Origin of the sequence: Flavobacterium flavigenum (genome assembly GCF_027111255.2) — a bacterium.
Classification (GTDB): domain Bacteria; phylum Bacteroidota; class Bacteroidia; order Flavobacteriales; family Flavobacteriaceae; genus Flavobacterium; species Flavobacterium flavigenum.
Genome location: NZ_CP114285.2, coordinates 2647470 through 2664648, shown reverse-complemented (window position 1 = coordinate 2664648; position 17179 = coordinate 2647470). Strand labels below are relative to the sequence as shown.

12 protein-coding genes and 1 tRNA gene are annotated in these 17179 nt (G+C 30.7%); 3 read left to right on the top strand and 10 right to left on the bottom strand.

Annotated features, from left to right (window positions below; genetic code table 11):
* Window positions 1-18: 18 nt before the first annotated feature.
* The gene (locus tag OZP09_RS10895; protein ID WP_281310745.1) at window positions 19-1812 is read left to right on the top strand and encodes a PIN-like domain-containing protein; all 1794 of its coding nucleotides are present in this window, start codon (window positions 19-21) and stop codon (window positions 1810-1812) included.
* 27 nt (window positions 1813-1839) lie between these two features.
* Here OZP09_RS10895 and OZP09_RS10890 read toward each other — a convergent pair whose 3' ends face one another.
* The 8 genes from OZP09_RS10890 to OZP09_RS10855 form a co-directional block, all read right to left on the bottom strand.
* Window positions 1840-2874: a DUF3871 family protein gene (locus tag OZP09_RS10890; RefSeq protein WP_269233682.1), complete on the bottom strand. Its 1035-nt coding sequence runs from the start codon at window positions 2872-2874 to the stop codon at window positions 1840-1842.
* Window positions 2849-3718 carry an AAA family ATPase gene (locus tag OZP09_RS10885; protein ID WP_269233680.1) on the bottom strand — a complete coding sequence of 290 codons (870 nt, stop codon included), beginning with the start codon at window positions 3716-3718 and terminating at the stop codon, window positions 2849-2851. Before OZP09_RS10885 ends, OZP09_RS10890 begins: the two co-directional genes overlap by 26 nt.
* Window positions 3719-4114: 396 nt before the next feature.
* Window positions 4115-6604, bottom strand: a complete 2490-nt coding sequence (locus tag OZP09_RS10880) for a DEAD/DEAH box helicase (protein WP_269233679.1) — start codon at window positions 6602-6604, stop codon at window positions 4115-4117.
* Window positions 6605-6657: 53 nt separating this feature from the next.
* Complete coding sequence (locus OZP09_RS10875; RefSeq protein WP_269233678.1) at window positions 6658-7872, bottom strand: site-specific integrase; 1215 nt, start codon at window positions 7870-7872, stop codon at window positions 6658-6660.
* Window positions 7873-8100: 228 nt separating this feature from the next.
* A tRNA-Ile gene (locus OZP09_RS10870) sits at window positions 8101-8174 on the bottom strand.
* Window positions 8175-8321: 147 nt separating this feature from the next.
* On the bottom strand, window positions 8322-8726 hold the full coding sequence (mce, locus tag OZP09_RS10865; RefSeq protein ID WP_281310744.1) for a methylmalonyl-CoA epimerase: 405 nt from the start codon (window positions 8724-8726) through the stop codon (window positions 8322-8324).
* Between the two features lie 20 nt (window positions 8727-8746).
* Window positions 8747-11107, bottom strand: coding sequence for a hypothetical protein (locus tag OZP09_RS10860; protein WP_281310743.1), 2361 nt, complete (start codon window positions 11105-11107; stop codon window positions 8747-8749).
* Window positions 11067-12071 carry a hypothetical protein gene (locus OZP09_RS10855; protein ID WP_269233674.1) on the bottom strand — a complete coding sequence of 335 codons (1005 nt, stop codon included), beginning with the start codon at window positions 12069-12071 and terminating at the stop codon, window positions 11067-11069. The genes OZP09_RS10860 and OZP09_RS10855 overlap by 41 nt, the downstream gene beginning before the upstream one ends.
* A gap of 184 nt (window positions 12072-12255) precedes the next feature.
* On the opposite strand from OZP09_RS10855, the gene OZP09_RS10850 reads away from it, so the two are divergent.
* Window positions 12256-13950: an Ig-like domain-containing domain gene (locus tag OZP09_RS10850; protein WP_269233673.1), complete on the top strand. Its 1695-nt coding sequence runs from the start codon at window positions 12256-12258 to the stop codon at window positions 13948-13950.
* Here OZP09_RS10850 and OZP09_RS10845 read toward each other — a convergent pair.
* Both OZP09_RS10845 and OZP09_RS10840 read right to left on the bottom strand, forming a co-directional pair.
* Window positions 13947-14714: an amidohydrolase gene (locus OZP09_RS10845; protein ID WP_269233672.1), complete on the bottom strand. Its 768-nt coding sequence runs from the start codon at window positions 14712-14714 to the stop codon at window positions 13947-13949. The genes OZP09_RS10850 and OZP09_RS10845 overlap by 4 nt on opposite strands.
* Before the next feature lie 66 nt (window positions 14715-14780).
* Entirely contained in the window at window positions 14781-16142 is a 1362-nt protein-coding gene (locus OZP09_RS10840; protein ID WP_269233671.1) for a hydroxymethylglutaryl-CoA synthase family protein, read from the bottom strand.
* 362 nt (window positions 16143-16504) lie between these two features.
* Between OZP09_RS10840 and OZP09_RS10835 the strand changes: the two genes are divergently transcribed.
* Window positions 16505-17170, top strand: a complete 666-nt coding sequence (locus OZP09_RS10835; RefSeq protein WP_269233670.1) for a succinate dehydrogenase cytochrome b subunit — start codon at window positions 16505-16507, stop codon at window positions 17168-17170.
* The last annotated feature ends 9 nt before the right edge of the window (window positions 17171-17179 follow it).

Here is a 17179-nt window from a genome sequence, read left to right as displayed (position 1 = left end):
GAATAAAATTGAATATAAATGAAGTTTCCCAAGAGCCTGCTAGATAAAGATGAGTACTTAAAACGCATTAATGATTTATTAATCGATAATGATTCAATCATATTTATTGATACAAATATTTTAGCTTTATTCTTTAAAATGAATATCTCTGCAAGAATGGAGTTTTATGCATGGATCGATAAAATGATAGAGAAAAATAAGATTAAAGTACCAACTTGGGTTATAAATGAATATACAAATAGATTTATCAGAAAAAAAACTTCTGATTATTTAGATGGTGGTTCAAAACTATCAACTATCCAAAAAGAATTTGCATCATTAGCAAACTACTTAAAATTACATGTTGATGATAAAAGATTGAATAAAACAAAATACGCTAATACTGGTGATTTATTCACAGATCTTGATTCTACTCAAGAGTGTTTAAAAAAGATACATACTATAGTGGCTACTAAAATGACTGATTATATCATAGAAGCTCATGATGAATTGGTATCAAGATTTGAAGCTGTAAATATAAATAGTGATATTTTTGATTTAGTTGCTGAACTTGTTCCAGATGGAAAATCAAGATATCTGCAAGAACTACCTCCTGGATTTGAAGATGATAAAGATTTTAATTCTTTCGGCGATTTGATAATTTGGAATGAAATTCTAAACTATTCATCTAATAATGAGATTAAAAAGGTTATTATTATTACAAATGATAATAAAAAAGATTGGATGTATGCTCCTCTTAGAATAGTGGAAAATGGCAGAACCAAAAGTAATTCACAACCGGAGTTTAAAATAGCAGATCCGAGATTAGTTTATGAGTTTCAAACATATACAGATTCAGAAGAGTTATATATTATAAATTTTGAAACATTAACTAAACTTTTAATTTCGGACGATAATAACAGCAAATACTTTAAACTAGCAAAAGCTTTACAATTAATTCATGACTTAGATGATGAAGCAAATAACGAATTAAACACTGATGTTATTAGTGAGGAAAACACTTCAAATGAAATTACAACTCCATCTGATGTTGTTGTTGACGTTCCTGGAGTTATAGTGAAAAATGATGAGTATTCTGAATTTGCAATTGCTGACTCAACTTCTATTGACTTAAATTCTGAATTAATTTCAGTAATAACAATGTTAAAGTCACATAATTGGTATGCTCAGAATGAGGCAATTGAAATAATTAATTCTCTAAATTTCGAATCATTTGAAAACAATCAAATCAATAAGGACTTATTTTTTATTATTGGTAGAAATATATATCAATCAGCGTGTGGAGGAGCATTTCAAGCAGTAGAATTCATCGAATCGATAAATCAAAAATTAGAAAAAATAACCATTTTCAATGTTGATTTACTAAATGGTATATTGTTCGAAATTTATTTTAATTCAATAGGCGAAATTCGTAATAAGTACAAAAACACTTTTTATCAGAAAATTTTTGAGCTTAGTGAAATTGATGCATTTGATAATTCATTTAACTTTATAAACCAACACCTTGAAAAAACGGGAAATGCAATTTTTATAATTCCTGTTAAAAATTCTCCTATAAGAAATATTAGCGTAAATATATCTGATAAAGATGGTAGAACAGTAAGAGTTGAAAGTGTAACTTTAGATGGCTTTGAACTACTAGAAGAAGAAGCATTTTCTAGCATATCTAAGCTAGGAAATGTTAGAGGCTTTGAAAATTTTGTATTAAATAAGTATGCATTACCATTACAACTAGTTAAATTTGACTATAGTCAAAATCCGGGTGACAAATTTTTTGTACTTGAAGAAATGGATTTTAAAAACAACAAATAGATAATGGCACTCAAGGAGTGCCATTATTCAACTCAAAAACCAATGGTAATTACTTTTACCATCTAGTGCCTTAGAAATGCCTTTTGAAAAATCAAAGGCATTAACATTCCTATCTAAGAATGTATCAATATAACTGCTCTTATTAGCTTGTGTGAAGAGATTGTACATATTCCAAAGATTCAAATCTCCATTTGAATTCCTGCCAAAATTTTCATTCTCATAATAATCCTTTGCAATGTTGTTCAGTTGTCCATCATTGAAATGTAATGTAGGAATGTTTGTTTTGTCTTTTTTGGGCAAGTGTTGGTACAATCTAGCTCTACCCAATAATTGAGCAAATTGATGTTCTGTAATAGAATGTCTAGAAAGTGCTTTCATTTGTACTAAGTGTTTTTCAGCATTATAATTCTGAAGTACTTCCATAATTTTAGCTTGTAGTTCCACATAACTAGTTACTCTCATTTCTTCTGCAAATCCATCTGTACTTACACATAAATTACAGCATACTTTTACCTGAAACCCAATAAAAAATTTGAATTTCTCAAAAGACTTCTTGCTGTATAAATTCTCCAAATTATAACTTCGAACTCCCCCTATTACTAAAGACATTTCATTACCATTAATTGTTTCTATGATACTAGGAACTCTAATGATAAAAGCCATTCTTTCAAAATACTGAGTTCTTTCGCACTCTAATAGATCCTTAGCCTGTTTATTTATTGCTTCAGGAATTCTACCTTTTATTTCATGAGACACTCGTATTTCAGGCTTATCAAAAACATGATTTGGAAACACTTTACTAACACAACCTTGTACAATTTCAATGTACTCTTGATGTGCTATGGTTCTTTCATTGTCTTTTGAGAATACAGGAATAACGCAGTTGTTTTTTAAGTGTGCTAAATTAATCTCAGTAGTATTTGCTTCGATGAATGGCTTTACTTCAAAAGAAGATGCTTTAAATAGAGCATGCCCACTAGAAACAATAGGAATATGTGTGCTTTTTTGAGATACTGTATGAAGATGCATTATTGGGTTAGTTTCTATGCGTAGTAGTTCCATTTGTATTAAAGGATTTAGGGTTGATTAATAATTCATTTGTATTGATTTTGTCTTTTTGGACTTTAAAGTCATATTCTAATAGTTCTCTCCAATTGCTATAGTGGGAATAGAGACCTTTTAAAGCTTGTATTGAATTACAATTTTTAATTTTCTCTCTAGCATCTTGTAAATTAGTTCCGGAATTACACCATTCTAAAATATTTCTACCTGTCTGGGAATTAATTATGAATTCAGGTTTTCCCATAAAAAGACCTGTTCTATCTTTAGATGAGATAGCAAAGTGTTTAATATCTACATCAAAGACTATTGTGAATTCATAGTCCAATCCATCTTTTTGTACAGCTTTTAAGCCTACTTTTTCAGGAATGTACTTACCATCTTTTTGATTTAGGACGTAATCTTGTTTTGTTCGCATTGTGGCAATTACATGAGCATCACACTGTAATATTTTATCTGTAAATGCTTTTTGAAGAGGGGTAATTTTCCCCCAATTTGTAAATGAGTTTCCAGATAAACTAGAATGATAATCTAATAAGTAATCCCAGCAATGAGAAATACTATCAATAATAATTACTTCCATACTCGAATTAATACATACATCAATTGCTTTAATGTAGTTTTCAGGTGTAAATGGAGGTGGTAATGTCAATACATTATATTTTCCTAAATGCGCGTATAAATCTGCACTTCCATTTTCAGTATCTATAATGGCAACTTTAGAAAAATCTCCATTAGTTAAGCCATGTGCAAGCAGTAAAGCTGAATATGTTTTTCCTGAACCACTACTGCCTTGAAGAGCCATTTTTATCTTGGCTTTTTTTCTTTCAGAATGTCTTAATTGCATAAATAAAATTGTTTAAAATGATTAATATTGAAATGAATAAAAATATTTTTTTCAGGCACGTAAAGATTTGGCTATTAGCTTCAAAGTAGCTTTAACCATTGATAATGTCCTGAGAATTTAGTAGCTTTGTGCATCAAAACATTGAAACAAAACCTACTCCTAAAGTAGTCCTCCTCCAAGTTCGTGCGTTGTTAAATCAAAGATTTTTAAGGTTGGGGAGATTTTTAAAGAACCCCTTATGCGAGTTTTTCTAAATTAAAAATTTCTAGATTGAGTTTATTCTCTAAAATTTCAAATAGACATAGAAATAAAAAATCCGTCCACTTTTTGTTAAGTACTTTATATACACTCACAAATAATGGACGGACTCTAAAAATTATTTTTTTTATTAGATATTTAAGAATCTAATAGTTCATTAATTCTATTCTGGTAGTGATCATATTCTTCTTGGCTACCATAATTTTCATTGATATATTCTTCATCTGGTTGCTCATAGTAATATGTACTGGGTTCTATTAAGTTTATACTTATATCACTAATGGGCAATTCCTTTATAGAAATTATTTTTTTAATATTTTCTCTATCTCCTGTTGAAAGTTTGGAAGATCTTGTTACAAAGAAATCTTGAATTAACTTCCTATAAAATGAATTAATATCAGGAGTTCTTATAAACTCAAATATTCCATGATTTAAAAACCTATCTTTTGTAGCTAGTGATTTTAACTCACTAAATTTTTCATTATCATTTTCATCAAATAATTCATTTGAACTGTTTTTATAGTAGTAAAAGTTGAGAGTATTAGAATTGTACTCCAATTTATTACTAATAAGTTTTTCCCTAAAATAATTTAGAAGTTGAAAGAATTTTATTCTTTGTTTCAAATCTTCATCATAGGTTGATTGTTCTAAGTCAATATGCAAGCATGCTTTTATATTGTCTAGGAAATAATCTCCTCGAACATAATCTATATCCACAGGAACATTATCTACTACACTATATCTATTGTATCTAGTGCCATAGAATTTAAAACCTGAAAATATTAAAAGTTGAACTTCAAACTCCTTATTAGAATATCTAATTATAGGTATTAAATTCTCAGAATTATCTTTTTTATATTTAATTATAAAGTTTGAAAATATCTCATTCCTCATTGTTTCATAAAACATTGAAAAATTAGCATTCTCCCTAACTACTTCATAATAATCTTCATTAAGATAAGTCTCAAAAAAGTCACTCAATCCTTTTTGAATTTTGTTTTCTTCAAAAATTATATCATTTTCACAGTTTATAGCTACTAATTTGCAGTTAACAAATTGATTTGTAAATGCTGAATAAGTTAAATACGCAGATATATCAGCTCCAAAGAAATCAAAATAATTTGCTAAAAATTTTTCTCCTTTCTCTAATTTAAAAATATCATATGTTGGATATGTTAATCTAACTAGATTAGATCTGTCTAAGTTTCTAATGTACTCAATTTCTTCTAGCACATTTCTCTTCAATACATTATTGTAAAAATCTCGTAAGAATGCTTCCTGCGAATTGAGTTTTAGATACTTTACAGGAGTTTCCTTAACTCCGTAATACTGTACAGTTTTATAAGATAAAGTGAATGAGTCAATTTGTTCTGGACTCATTCCTGAAAGACTTAGAGAGCTAAAATCAAATTCATCCGGTCTTGGTAAAACAATATGAATTTCTCCTTGAGTTCTTTGTCTTGCAATTGCTTGTATAACTGAGTTAATTCCATTAGAAAATATGCCATATTGTTTTTTGAACCCAACCCTAGTAGATCTAGGAGGCATAATAATTAAGAAGGCATGATTTTCTTTTCTAATGCTGACACCTGTTTTGAAATTTGTACCAATATTACATTTATCATTATTAAACCTATTTCTTGTCAATGAATTACTTCCTGATGAAGCAGTGCATTCATTAATATCCCCAAATTTGTTTTTTAATTTCCCTCCTATCCCATCAACATCATTAATTATATCTTTTACTAGAGCTTTAGAAAAACAAAGAATATCTATATTCTTATTTCTATCTAATAAATCATCAACAACATTTACAAGTACTTTACTTGTTGATTCCAATCTATTTTCAGGATTATAATGCAAGTGTAATTCACTTTGCCTTTCTGGTATAGCTAATCTCCTTGATTCTATTATTTGTATTTTCTTATCTGTCAGTTCTGCCAGATATTTAATTACAACTTTAGAAGCCTCATTAAATGTGGCACTAATAATGAAGTTTTTATGTATTACATTCCTCCATTTCCATAAATTAAAAATATACTCTTCTTTAAAATTCTGTATAGCATCGTGTATTTCATCATAAATGAAAACTACTTTAATATTTTCATCTCTTGATTTTTGAATCAAACTATCTAGATAACTTCTTTTTCTTGCAGTATTTATTAAACTATCTTCTCCTGGATTACCTAATAATAAATTAACAGTTACCACTTGCACTTTTCTTCTTTTATATTCAGAAGTGACATCTCTATCTAACTCAAGATAATTAAAAATTTGCTCTTTAGGTATATCAGCATCAATGTGTATGTCATTAACATATTGTTCAACTAAACTCTTAAATGGTGTAGCTACTATTATTAAATAATTTTCATCTGAAATATAGTATCTTTTAATAGTTTGAATAATAGAATATGATTTACCATTTCCTACAGATGCATTTACTATAACAGTATTTTTATGTCCTAGTGCTATGTGTGGCTGTAAAGCATCATTTATAAAGCCCTCGTCATTGGGCTCAATTATTATTTTCTCGTTATTGTTTTCAATTTCAAATTCTGGAAAATCACTTGGGTTAATCTCTTTAAACTCTATTGGAAAGTCTTGAAAATGTTGGTTTGGTAGTTCCATAAAATAAATTTAGCTGTATCGTAAAAATATACAACACAGCTAAAACTATCTAATTATTTCTTATTCAATTTTTCACTTAATTTAGTAACATGCTCACTTACTTTACTCTGTACTACTCTAGCATAATATTCTTGTGTTATACTAATTTTTGAATGTCCTAAGAGCTCAGAAACAATTTCCATTGGTACATCATTATATAATAGAACTGTAGTTGCAAAAGTTTTCCTCCCAATATGATGAGTTAGATTCTTTTCAATACCTAAAACCTCAGCAATTTCTTTCAGATATGAGTTAAACTTTTGATTACTAATTCTAGGCAATATAAATGGTATGTTTTCAGAACAGTACCTCTCTATTATGCTAGTGGCTTTGGATAATATTGGGACAGAAACTAGCTTTTTTGTTTTCTCTCTATTTATTTTAATCCACTTATTACCATCAAAACCTACAACAATATGCTTTTCCTCAAGTCTAGACATTTCATTAAAAGCTAAACCTGTATAACAGCAAAAAACTAACATATCCTTAACTTTTTGAAGTCTTGGCTGTGCGAATTGATGTTTTTCAAGCTTATCTAGTTCTGCAGGAGTTAAAAAAACTACTTCTTTCTTTGATCTCTTAACCTTGTACATCAAAAATGGTTCTTTCTCCAAATGATTTTCTGAAATAGCAATTCTCACTATTCTTCTAAATCTTTGAATTGTTTTGTTTATAGTAGCCTGACTCAGATTTTTTTCTGTCTTAAGAAAGAACTCATAATCAACTAGAAATTTCAGATTTAAATCTTCAAATTGGTAATCAGCCTTTTTAAATTGATGCTTAATAAAAGCTTTTAAAAGCTCTCTAGCCTGTTTAAATTTCCAAAATGTGCCAATTACATAATCTTTACCTATTAGCTTCTCCATTTTATCATTATGCTCTTGGAACAATACCAATACAGATTTTTGTGCTTTTGTACTTTCTCCCTTGTATTGCAAGAGAATATCTTCAACATCAAAGTTTTCTTGCTGAACTTGTAGAAATAAAAAAGCCTGATTAAGTTTATTTTTAATCAGGCTAATTTGTATGTTGATATGATCATTCTCTTCACTAGGAGGTTTGGCTTGTTGTTTCTCACTAAACCAATATTCAGGATTAATGAACAATCCTGTAGAAAATGGTTTTCTTTTACCATTGTATGTTATTCTGCAAATCAAAGGAACTAAACCTTTTTTATTAATTCTAGCTCCTGAAATCACAAACAGTATCTTAAATGATTGTGTACTCATTATACTTGTATTTTATTATATATGAATGATTTAATATGCAACCCAAAATAATGGAATTGCAACCCTAATTGTATGCCTCGTGAATTATAAAATTGAAGTGAAAGAGAAGTGATTTTATTTTTAGAACTGGGTATTTATAATATACAAATCCTCTATTGGCTGTAGTGTACAAGGATTTACCCAAAACAAAAAAAAGCTTCATAATTTTTTATGAAGCTTTTTAAATTGTGGTCCCACCTGGGCTCGAACCAGGGACCACCTGATTATGAGTCAGGTGCTCTAACCAGCTGAGCTATAGGACCGGTTAAGAGTTTGCAATATTACTACTATTTTCGGTTCACTCCAAATATTTTAAGAGTAGATTTTTATTTAATGTAAAACTTTACTACTTCTCTTTTATAAGGCAATTGATTTTCAGTAGATTATTTCCAAATAAAAATTGTATTTTTTTATTTAATTTCCTGACAAAGCTCTACCAAAACGCCATTTGTATTCTTCGGATGCAGAAAAACTACTAGTTTATTGTCGGCACCTTTCTTCGGAACGTCGGTTATTAACACAAAACCTTCATTTTTTAAGCGCGTGATTTCGGCTTGAATATCTTCAACATCAAAAGCGATATGATGAATTCCTTCTCCTTTTTTCTCCAGAAACCTGGCAATTGCACTTTCGGGATTTGTAGCCATTAAAAGTTCAATTTTATTGGTTCCTGTCTGAAAAAATGAAGTTACTACATTTTCCGTTTCTACCGTTTCCATTTTATACGACGGAACACCTAATAGTTTTTCAAATAAAACATTGGCATCATCTATGTTTTTTACCGCAATTCCAATATGTTCAATTTTATTCACCATAACTTTTGTACATTAACAACTTATTGATTGACATAAGTATTGAAATAGCCACATTCTGCAATTACATCCTGGTAATATTTTGTATCCGAATACTCTTTTTTCAACGTTTTAAATCCGTTCCAGGCAATAAAATTAATTTTATCATCCTCAATTTCCCACCAGCTGTTAACTTTGTTATACTTATTATTGTAATATTGATTACGCTCACATTTTGATATCAAATAAATACATTTTGCTTTTTGCTCTTTGGTTGCTGCTGCTTCAAATGCTTTTTGATAATACATTTTTGGAACATCACAATTGGTTATCATCTCCTTCATAGAATCTCTGAAAGAATAGGGGCTTGATCCATAACCTACAATCGTAATTTCATAAAAAGTCCGTCCGTTACCAAAATGTGTAATATTATAAAATGCATTTCCAAGCAATAAACTATTAGTGTAAACATCCTCTTTTTGAGCCAGTTTCTCCTGCATCGTTTTTATTGTATTTAAAAAATCGAGGTAACTGTATTTCTTTTTTTGATAAGCAACGTGATCGCAGTCGTGGCAATCTTTAATATTTCCGTTGAACGGATTCCCTAAAAAGGTTTGATACTGAACAGAATCTGTCTGCTGCATAAATCCTATTGCTTCTGAAATCTTATTTTTAAAGGTTGCCTGAACAGCCTGAAAATTATTGATATCTTTTAGTTTTAAACTATAGATTCCTGCGCCAATTTTCTCAATTTCGGTTTTATTCGATTTAGACAAAAATGCTTTTATATCAAGCAGATTTTTTTCGTTATCATAAAAAGAGTTTCCATCGTTCCAGTAGCTGTAACGTGATTCACCAAATATTTCTGCCATAACCGGATCCAATTTTCCTTTGTAAAGTGCTGACAAATAACTTCTGTTCCATGAAGAGGCATTTTGATAACGAAACTCCTGTCCCTTATAAGTCTTTGGAAGTTCATTATAAATCCAGTTCAAATCGGCTAAAATTGTTTTTTCGTTTTTATCGGTAAGCTTATCTATTTTGCTCAGATTATTTACAAAACGAAGCAGACGCAATTGCATTCCTGCCAATTCTGTTTTCGGAAGTGTTTTTACTGCCTTGTCATAACTTTTATCCGCATTTGCATAATCTCCTTTTAAAGTCTGCAGATATCCCAGGGACAAATCCCACAAATAAGGCCTGTCTGTATTTCCTGCTGCAGCTATTTTTCCGACTAAATCAAAACCCGCTTTATCTATTTTTGACTGATTTTCTGTTTTATTTTCTGCCACAGTCTGGTTTTTCATTGGCACATTTTCCCCGGCATTCTGCTGAAAAGAATTATTGATTGCCTGTTCCTGCTTGTTCACTAGTCTAGTTGCAAGATAATTCAGGTGTTCACTTTTAGGATCCAGTTCGTAGATTTTTTCAATGGCTTGTTTTTCGTCTTTGTAATAGCCGTGTATTGCCCACAAAGCAGCTTTCTCCTTATTATTTTTTGCCATTGCCAATGATTTGGTCCAGTCGGCATCGTTTTTTGGGTGAAAACTATACGCAGTTACAATTCGAAGTTCAGGGCATTTATCAAAAACCTGGGCATATAAATAATTAGAAAGCGCATATTTTTTCTGTTTGTAATAGATTCCTGCCACATAAGAGAGAGCCCTATAATAGAGTGTATTTTTAGGAACTGAATTTTCTGTTTTATTAAAAAAATCAATCGCCGTTTTCTTATCAGAGCTGTAAAAACGGGCTTTCATAGTCAAAAACCAATATCTATTTTTCAAAAACGGATCTGAAGTAGTATTGTAAACATTTTCTATAGATTGAATCATTTTCAGGTCATCAAAAGTTTTGGCCACAACCGGATCATAACTCCAATAATCTCCCCCAATTGATACGGTTTCTATTTTTTGAGCTAAATATAAAAATTCAATAAAGCTTTTTACTTTATTATCTTTAAGGCTGATTTTTTTACCCCATTTTACAGAAGCAGTATTCTCTTTTTTATTTTTATAATATACATGAAGCTGTGTAACTTCTTCTTCTTTATTTTTTATTGTGTTTTTTTCGTCTGAATAATATCGGGACTTATCATCTCCAATTAAAAAATAATTGACAGTTGCAGCATCTACAACTCCTTTAAGATAGGTAACCCAATCCGATTTTATGTTTTCGTTGAAGCGTGAATTATGTTCAGTATCGAATCCTACACCATAAAAAACATCTCCCGCTAAAAAAAGTGGCGAATAGGATTTATCTGCAAAAGTCTCCGGCGTAAAATTTGAATTGTAACCGAAAAAATCCCAGTCGTCTCCGTCAGCACAGGCATAAATAATTCCATATACAAATAATAAGGAAGCGCTAGAAACAAGAAACAACTTGCTTAAAAATATTCTTTTCATAGTTTTTTAAATTGAATTCGTCTAAGTCGTAAAAAATAATTTCGTTTGGTTTTTGAGAGCTATTGTCATTCAGATTTTCCGCCATTTCAATTAAATCTTCTGACGAAATGGCTTCGATTTTTAACACATCATTTTCTTCATAAAATATACCGTTTTTATAATTGGCGTGTTTTACTTTAAAAAAAACAGCACTTGTCTGTTCAAAATTTTTATCTTTTTTAAGTTCATTTACATTGAGCTTTGAACGTAATCCTGTTACTTTTTGATTTCTAATATGAACTGCCCAGGAATAAACAGGCAGAGCAAAATCAAGATGCAGCGGATATTTTTTTAAACTTTTCAGATAACGATCTGCAACTTTTTTATCATAAACAGAATTTAGTGAATCCGGAGCAATCGTCCCCATATTATAATACATCAAAACACCTGAATCTACATTTGGTATTTTGGTTTTCTTGAAATACTTTATCTGATGCAATCGTATTGTTGCTGAAATTTTCTTTTGCGAAAGCTTTTTAAATAACTCAATAAACTTCAAATAATTGTCTTTGCTTGAAAGTGTCCAGTCGCAGTCAATCTGAATCTCTTTACTATTGATGTTATTTTTAGAATTGATATCGTTTATAAGCTTAACCGTTTTTTGTGCCAAATCTTCAACATCAAGATTGGGTTTCAGCATCACTTTATTTTTAATATACACCACGGGGACAATGTCAAAACTATTCATCTTTTCCATAAAGCGAATTGGCGTTAAAGGAATAGGACTCGTATCTTTTGGATGTAAATCGATATCGAAATAACGGATATAAATTTTACGGACATTATTGTCAAGAAGAGCTTCTTTTTCTGTTTCAGATAATTTAAAAATTGTTTTCCAATAGTAAAAAGAGACAATTGGTTTAGGGGTATCATTACACGAAATAAACAAAAAGAAAAGTAATATTAAAAAGAAAATCTTCTTCAAAACCTGTAAATTAAATTGAAATCAAATGTAAGAAATTATATCCCGTTTGTAAATTTGAAATTATAACTTTTTATTAAATTTAAAAACAGCTTCCTTAAAAACTCCAAAACCCAATAAAACGATAAAAAATTTCAATTAAAGCAAATATAATTGTTATTTTGTGCAATTAAATCACGAATTTGTTATGTTTAAAAACAGCTTAAAATATTTTACTTTTTTATTGGTATTTTTAATGATGAGTTGCGCGAAGCGCGGCAGCATAACCGGTGGCTTAAAAGACACACTTGGTCCTGTTTTAAGATCAAGTTCTCCTGAAAATTTCAGCACCAATTTTAAAGCAGACGAAATCACACTGACATTTGATGAATATGTAAAGCTTAAAAATGCCAATAAACAGTTGATTATTTCTCCGCCAATGAAAAATCCACCTATTATCACACCTACTAATGCAAGCAAATTTATCAATATAAAAATTCTGGACACCTTACAGCCCAACACCACATATAGTTTTAATTTCGGTCAAAGTATTGCAGATAATAATGAAGGAAATCCGTATAATCAATTTAAATATGTTTTCTCTACGGGGACTTATATTGATTCTCTTGCTTTAAACGGAAGAATTAAAGATTCTTATAATAAAATTGCCGATAATTTTGTCACTGTAATGCTTTACGAAATCAATGATAAATTTAAGGATTCTGTCATTTATAAAGAAAATCCACGATACATTACCAATACGTTAGACAGTCTAACCGTTTTTAGATTAGAAAATCTAAAAGCTGGAAAATATCTCCTGGTAGCTTTAAAAGACAAAGGAAACAACAATAAATTTAATCCGAAAGATGATAAAATTGGATTTATCAAACAATCTATAACGATTCCAAACGATACTGTTTTCGAACTTGAGTTATTTAAAGAGCAGCTTCCTTTAAAAGCTTTTAAACCAATACAGGCATCAGGAAACCGATTATTGCTTCCATATGAAGGAAAACAGAACTTTAATAAAGATTCGAAACCCAAAATTGTACTCAAGAACAATACTGAGGTTTTAGAAACTATTATAACACGATTCCCAAAAAAGGATTCTTTGCAAGTTTGGTATAAACCAATAAAAGCCGACTCTTTATCACTGGAAGTAAGTAAGGAAGATTACAATAAAAAATTTAGTCTCAGAATCAAAAACCAGAAAAAAGACACCCTGAATATAACTGCAGTACAAAACGGAATAATACACTTTAGAGACAGGTTTACGCTCGAAACGGCAACTCCGCTTATCAACTTCGACAAGTCAAAAATTAAACTAGTCAACAAAGATTCTACAGCTGTGGATTATACAACAGAATATGATGAATTTGAGCAAAAGCTCTATATCGATTTTAAAAAAGACCCCGCACAAAAATATAATTTTACGTTTTTACCTGGTGCATTGACCGATTTTTATGAAAAATCGAATGATACCTTATCATACAAACTGAATACACGCGAAATAGAAGAATACGGAAATCTTACACTGAATTTAAAGAATGTAAAACGTTTCCCGATAATGGTTGAATTAACTAATAAAAAAGGAGACGTTGTACTTGCCAGCGATTATTCTGAAAGCAAAACTAATTTTGAGTTTTTGCTTTTAGAACCTGCTATATATTCTGTGAGGGTTATTTATGACGACAATAAAAACAAAGTGTACGACCCCGGAAACTATTTAGAAAAAAGATATTCTGAGGAAGTATTTTATTATCAGGAAGAAATTGACCTGCATGCAAACTGGGACAAAGTTGAATCTATAGATTTAAGTATTCCTTACAATCCTGAATTAGCGAAAAAGAATGAAGAAGCAAAGCTAAATGCGGAAAAAAAGAAAAAGAAAACCGCTTTTTAACTCTGTATTTCAAACAGATCTTTATCACTGAGAAAGTTCATTTTTTTTCGGGTTTCCAACATGATATTTTTATCTAATTCAACTATAAAAACACCTTCATTTTCCTGAGGTTCTAAAATTGGATTACCAAGAAAATCAACGACCTGCGAATGACCATTATATTGATGATTGTTCGCATCAAAACCTATTCTGTTTACTCCAATGGCATAACTTAGGTTTTCAACCGCGCGGGCTTTGAGCAGTATATCCCAGGCATTTATGCGGACTTTTGGCCAGTTGGCAACATATAAAATTAAATCATAATTTTCAACATTTCTTACAAATACAGGAAAACGTAAATCATAACAAACCTGCAGACAGATCTTCCAGCCTAAATATTCAACGATCTTTTTTTTGCTTCCGGCTTTGTATACTTTATCTTCTCCAGCCAGGGAAAATAAATGTCTTTTATCATAATATTGAATTTCACCTGATGGAAAAGCAAACAAAAACCGATTATAGTATTTCTCATTCTCCGAAATAATTAAACTTCCCGCAATAGCGCAATTTTTATTTTTAGCTAAAGTCTGCATCCAGACAACAGTTTCTCCATCCATCGCTTCAGCCATTTCAGAAGCATTCATAGTAAATCCTGTTGAAAACATCTCAGGAAGCACAATCAAATCAACAGAAGCATCTATTTCGCTTATTTTAGCCTCGAAATTACTAATATTATGCTTTAGGATTTCCCAAACAAGATCCGACTGAATAAGGGCTATTTTCATATTGTTTCAATTTTATATAAAGATAAAAAAAACGCATTCACTTTTTTTTGAGCGAATTCATGAAGTCTATTCAATCCATTTATAATATCGTGCCCCAATCAAAGTTGGAATTTCCTTTTCAATTCGGTCCAAAACCCATTCGTTTTTAGGCGTTCGAACACTTTGTTTTTGCTCTTTTTTGTGAAGGCTTTCGTAAGTCTCAAAACCGATTTCTGTACTTTCTTCCAGATTTTCAAAAAGTTTGGTTTTGGCTAAAGCCGATTGCCATTCCGGTTGAATGGTTCCTTCAAAAACTTTCGATTTAGACCCGCTTCCGTAAGCTAAAAAACCGAATGTTTTTCCGGAGATTTCTTTTTTAGTATCATAAAAATGAGCTAAAGTCGATAGTAATCCCATGAAAATAGAACCTGTATAAAGATTTCCTATTAAAGAAGAAGCTAATTCTGCAGGCTGCAATTTTTCGGTAACGAATTTTCTATATTCATCCGATTTTCCAATCTCTTTAATTTTATTTTGATAATCTGCCGGCTCAATATTGTCGGAAATAATTTTATCAGCATGATCTAAAGCATAGATTTCAGATAACATTCGGCGTCCCTGAAAAGAATAGGGAAGATGCATGATGATACTGTTCCAGGTATTGTATAAAGTTTCGGTAGTGTTTTTCAATTTCTTGAATGAAAAGTAAGCATTTCGCGTACGATCCATATAGCATTGATTCGAATATTGTCCGTCAAAAACCGGCTGGTCTTTATGGATTTCGATTTCGGCTTCTAAATTATCAAACCAGGGTTCGTTATTTGCATTTTGTGCAATAGCTTCTTTTGAAATGCTTCTGTACGGTTTAAAAAAGTCAAAAACCCCTTTTGTGCTTGTGGCCCAATTGTCATCAAAAGCAATGATTTTTGGGTTTGAGGTAATCAGCATTGCAACTGCTCCGGCACCTTGTGTGTATTCTCCTCCGGAGTTTAAATCGTATTTAGCAAAATCACTGGTTACTACAATTGCTTTTTTTGATGGATTTAATTTGATAAAGTCAAGGCAGTTTTGCAAGGCATCAACTCCACCGATACAAGCAAAAGTAAAATCGACAACGTCACATTCAGCCAAAGCATCTTCCCCAAATTTTTGCTCCATTAAACTAATCAAATAAGAAGCAATTGGTTTCGAACTGTCAATACTGCTTTCGGTACCAACATAAATTCGGCTGATTTCGTTTAGATTTATATTGTTGTCAATGATAAGCTTTGTTAAGGCGTTTGCTCCAAAAACTACCGTATCCTGATGAACATCCGGAAAAGTCATTTTTAGTAATCCAAGGCCTTTTTCTAATTTTTCTGGTTCAATATTTCTGGCAATTGCCAAAGTTTTTATGGGTAAATGTATCTTGGCTACATCAAAAGAAATAGCATCAATTCCTGTTTTCATTCTCATTTTTTTTGAAGGCTGTAAAGGTAAAGTTATTAGAATGGAATGACAATTTTTACCAGTATAAAATTCTGGCTTAAGGGGGAGTTTTGGAGAAAAGTAGTCAGAAGTTGTAGTAAAATAATAATTTAGCAGTGTTTTGTTATTTTTTTATGGGATTACTATTTTCTGAAATTGAGGTGGTAAATTATACATTTGAAAATTTTTATAATAATTTAATGCGTATTCTGTTTTTTTAATACGTAAAAGTACGTATATGTAACCTATTTTAAAATGATTATAAATAACAACGAAATGGTTGTAGTTGATATGTAATTGAGTTATTTTTGCTTAATTTTTTAAAACAAACTACTTAAACACTTATGGCACAATCTGCACTATTGAATGCTTCCATCTTAAAGAAAGTAGCTATGGCTCTTTCGGGAATATTCTTAATCACTTTTTTAGCGCTGCATGTTACCTTAAACTTCATTTCTGTTATTAGTGAAGACGTTTTTAACGAGGCTTCACATTTTATGGGTTACAATCCGCTAATACAATTTGTAATGCAGCCAATTTTGGCAATCGGAGTAATTTTCCATTTCGTAATGGGCTTTATACTTACTGCTCAAAACAGAGCTGCGAGGCCTATTGCTTATGCGAATTATAACGGAGCTGCAAATGCATCATGGAGTTCTAGAAATATGATTATTTCTGGATTGGTTATTTTAGCATTCTTAGGACTGCATTTTTACGATTTCTGGTTTCCTGAAGTTACGTATAAATACATAGCAGGAACTGCACCAGATGCTACAAGATATTATGGTGAGTTAGTTCACAAATTTCATGACCCAATTCGTACAGGATTATACTGTCTGTCATTTATCCTTTTAGGATTTCACTTATGGCACGGGTTCGCATCTTCTCTTCAGTCTGTAGGGATGCACAACAAATATTCAAGATTTTTGGCAAAAGTGGGTTACTGGTTCGCAGTTGTTGTTCCGGCACTTTTCGTAATTATCGCCTTATTTCATCATTTCAAACAATAATTAATATCA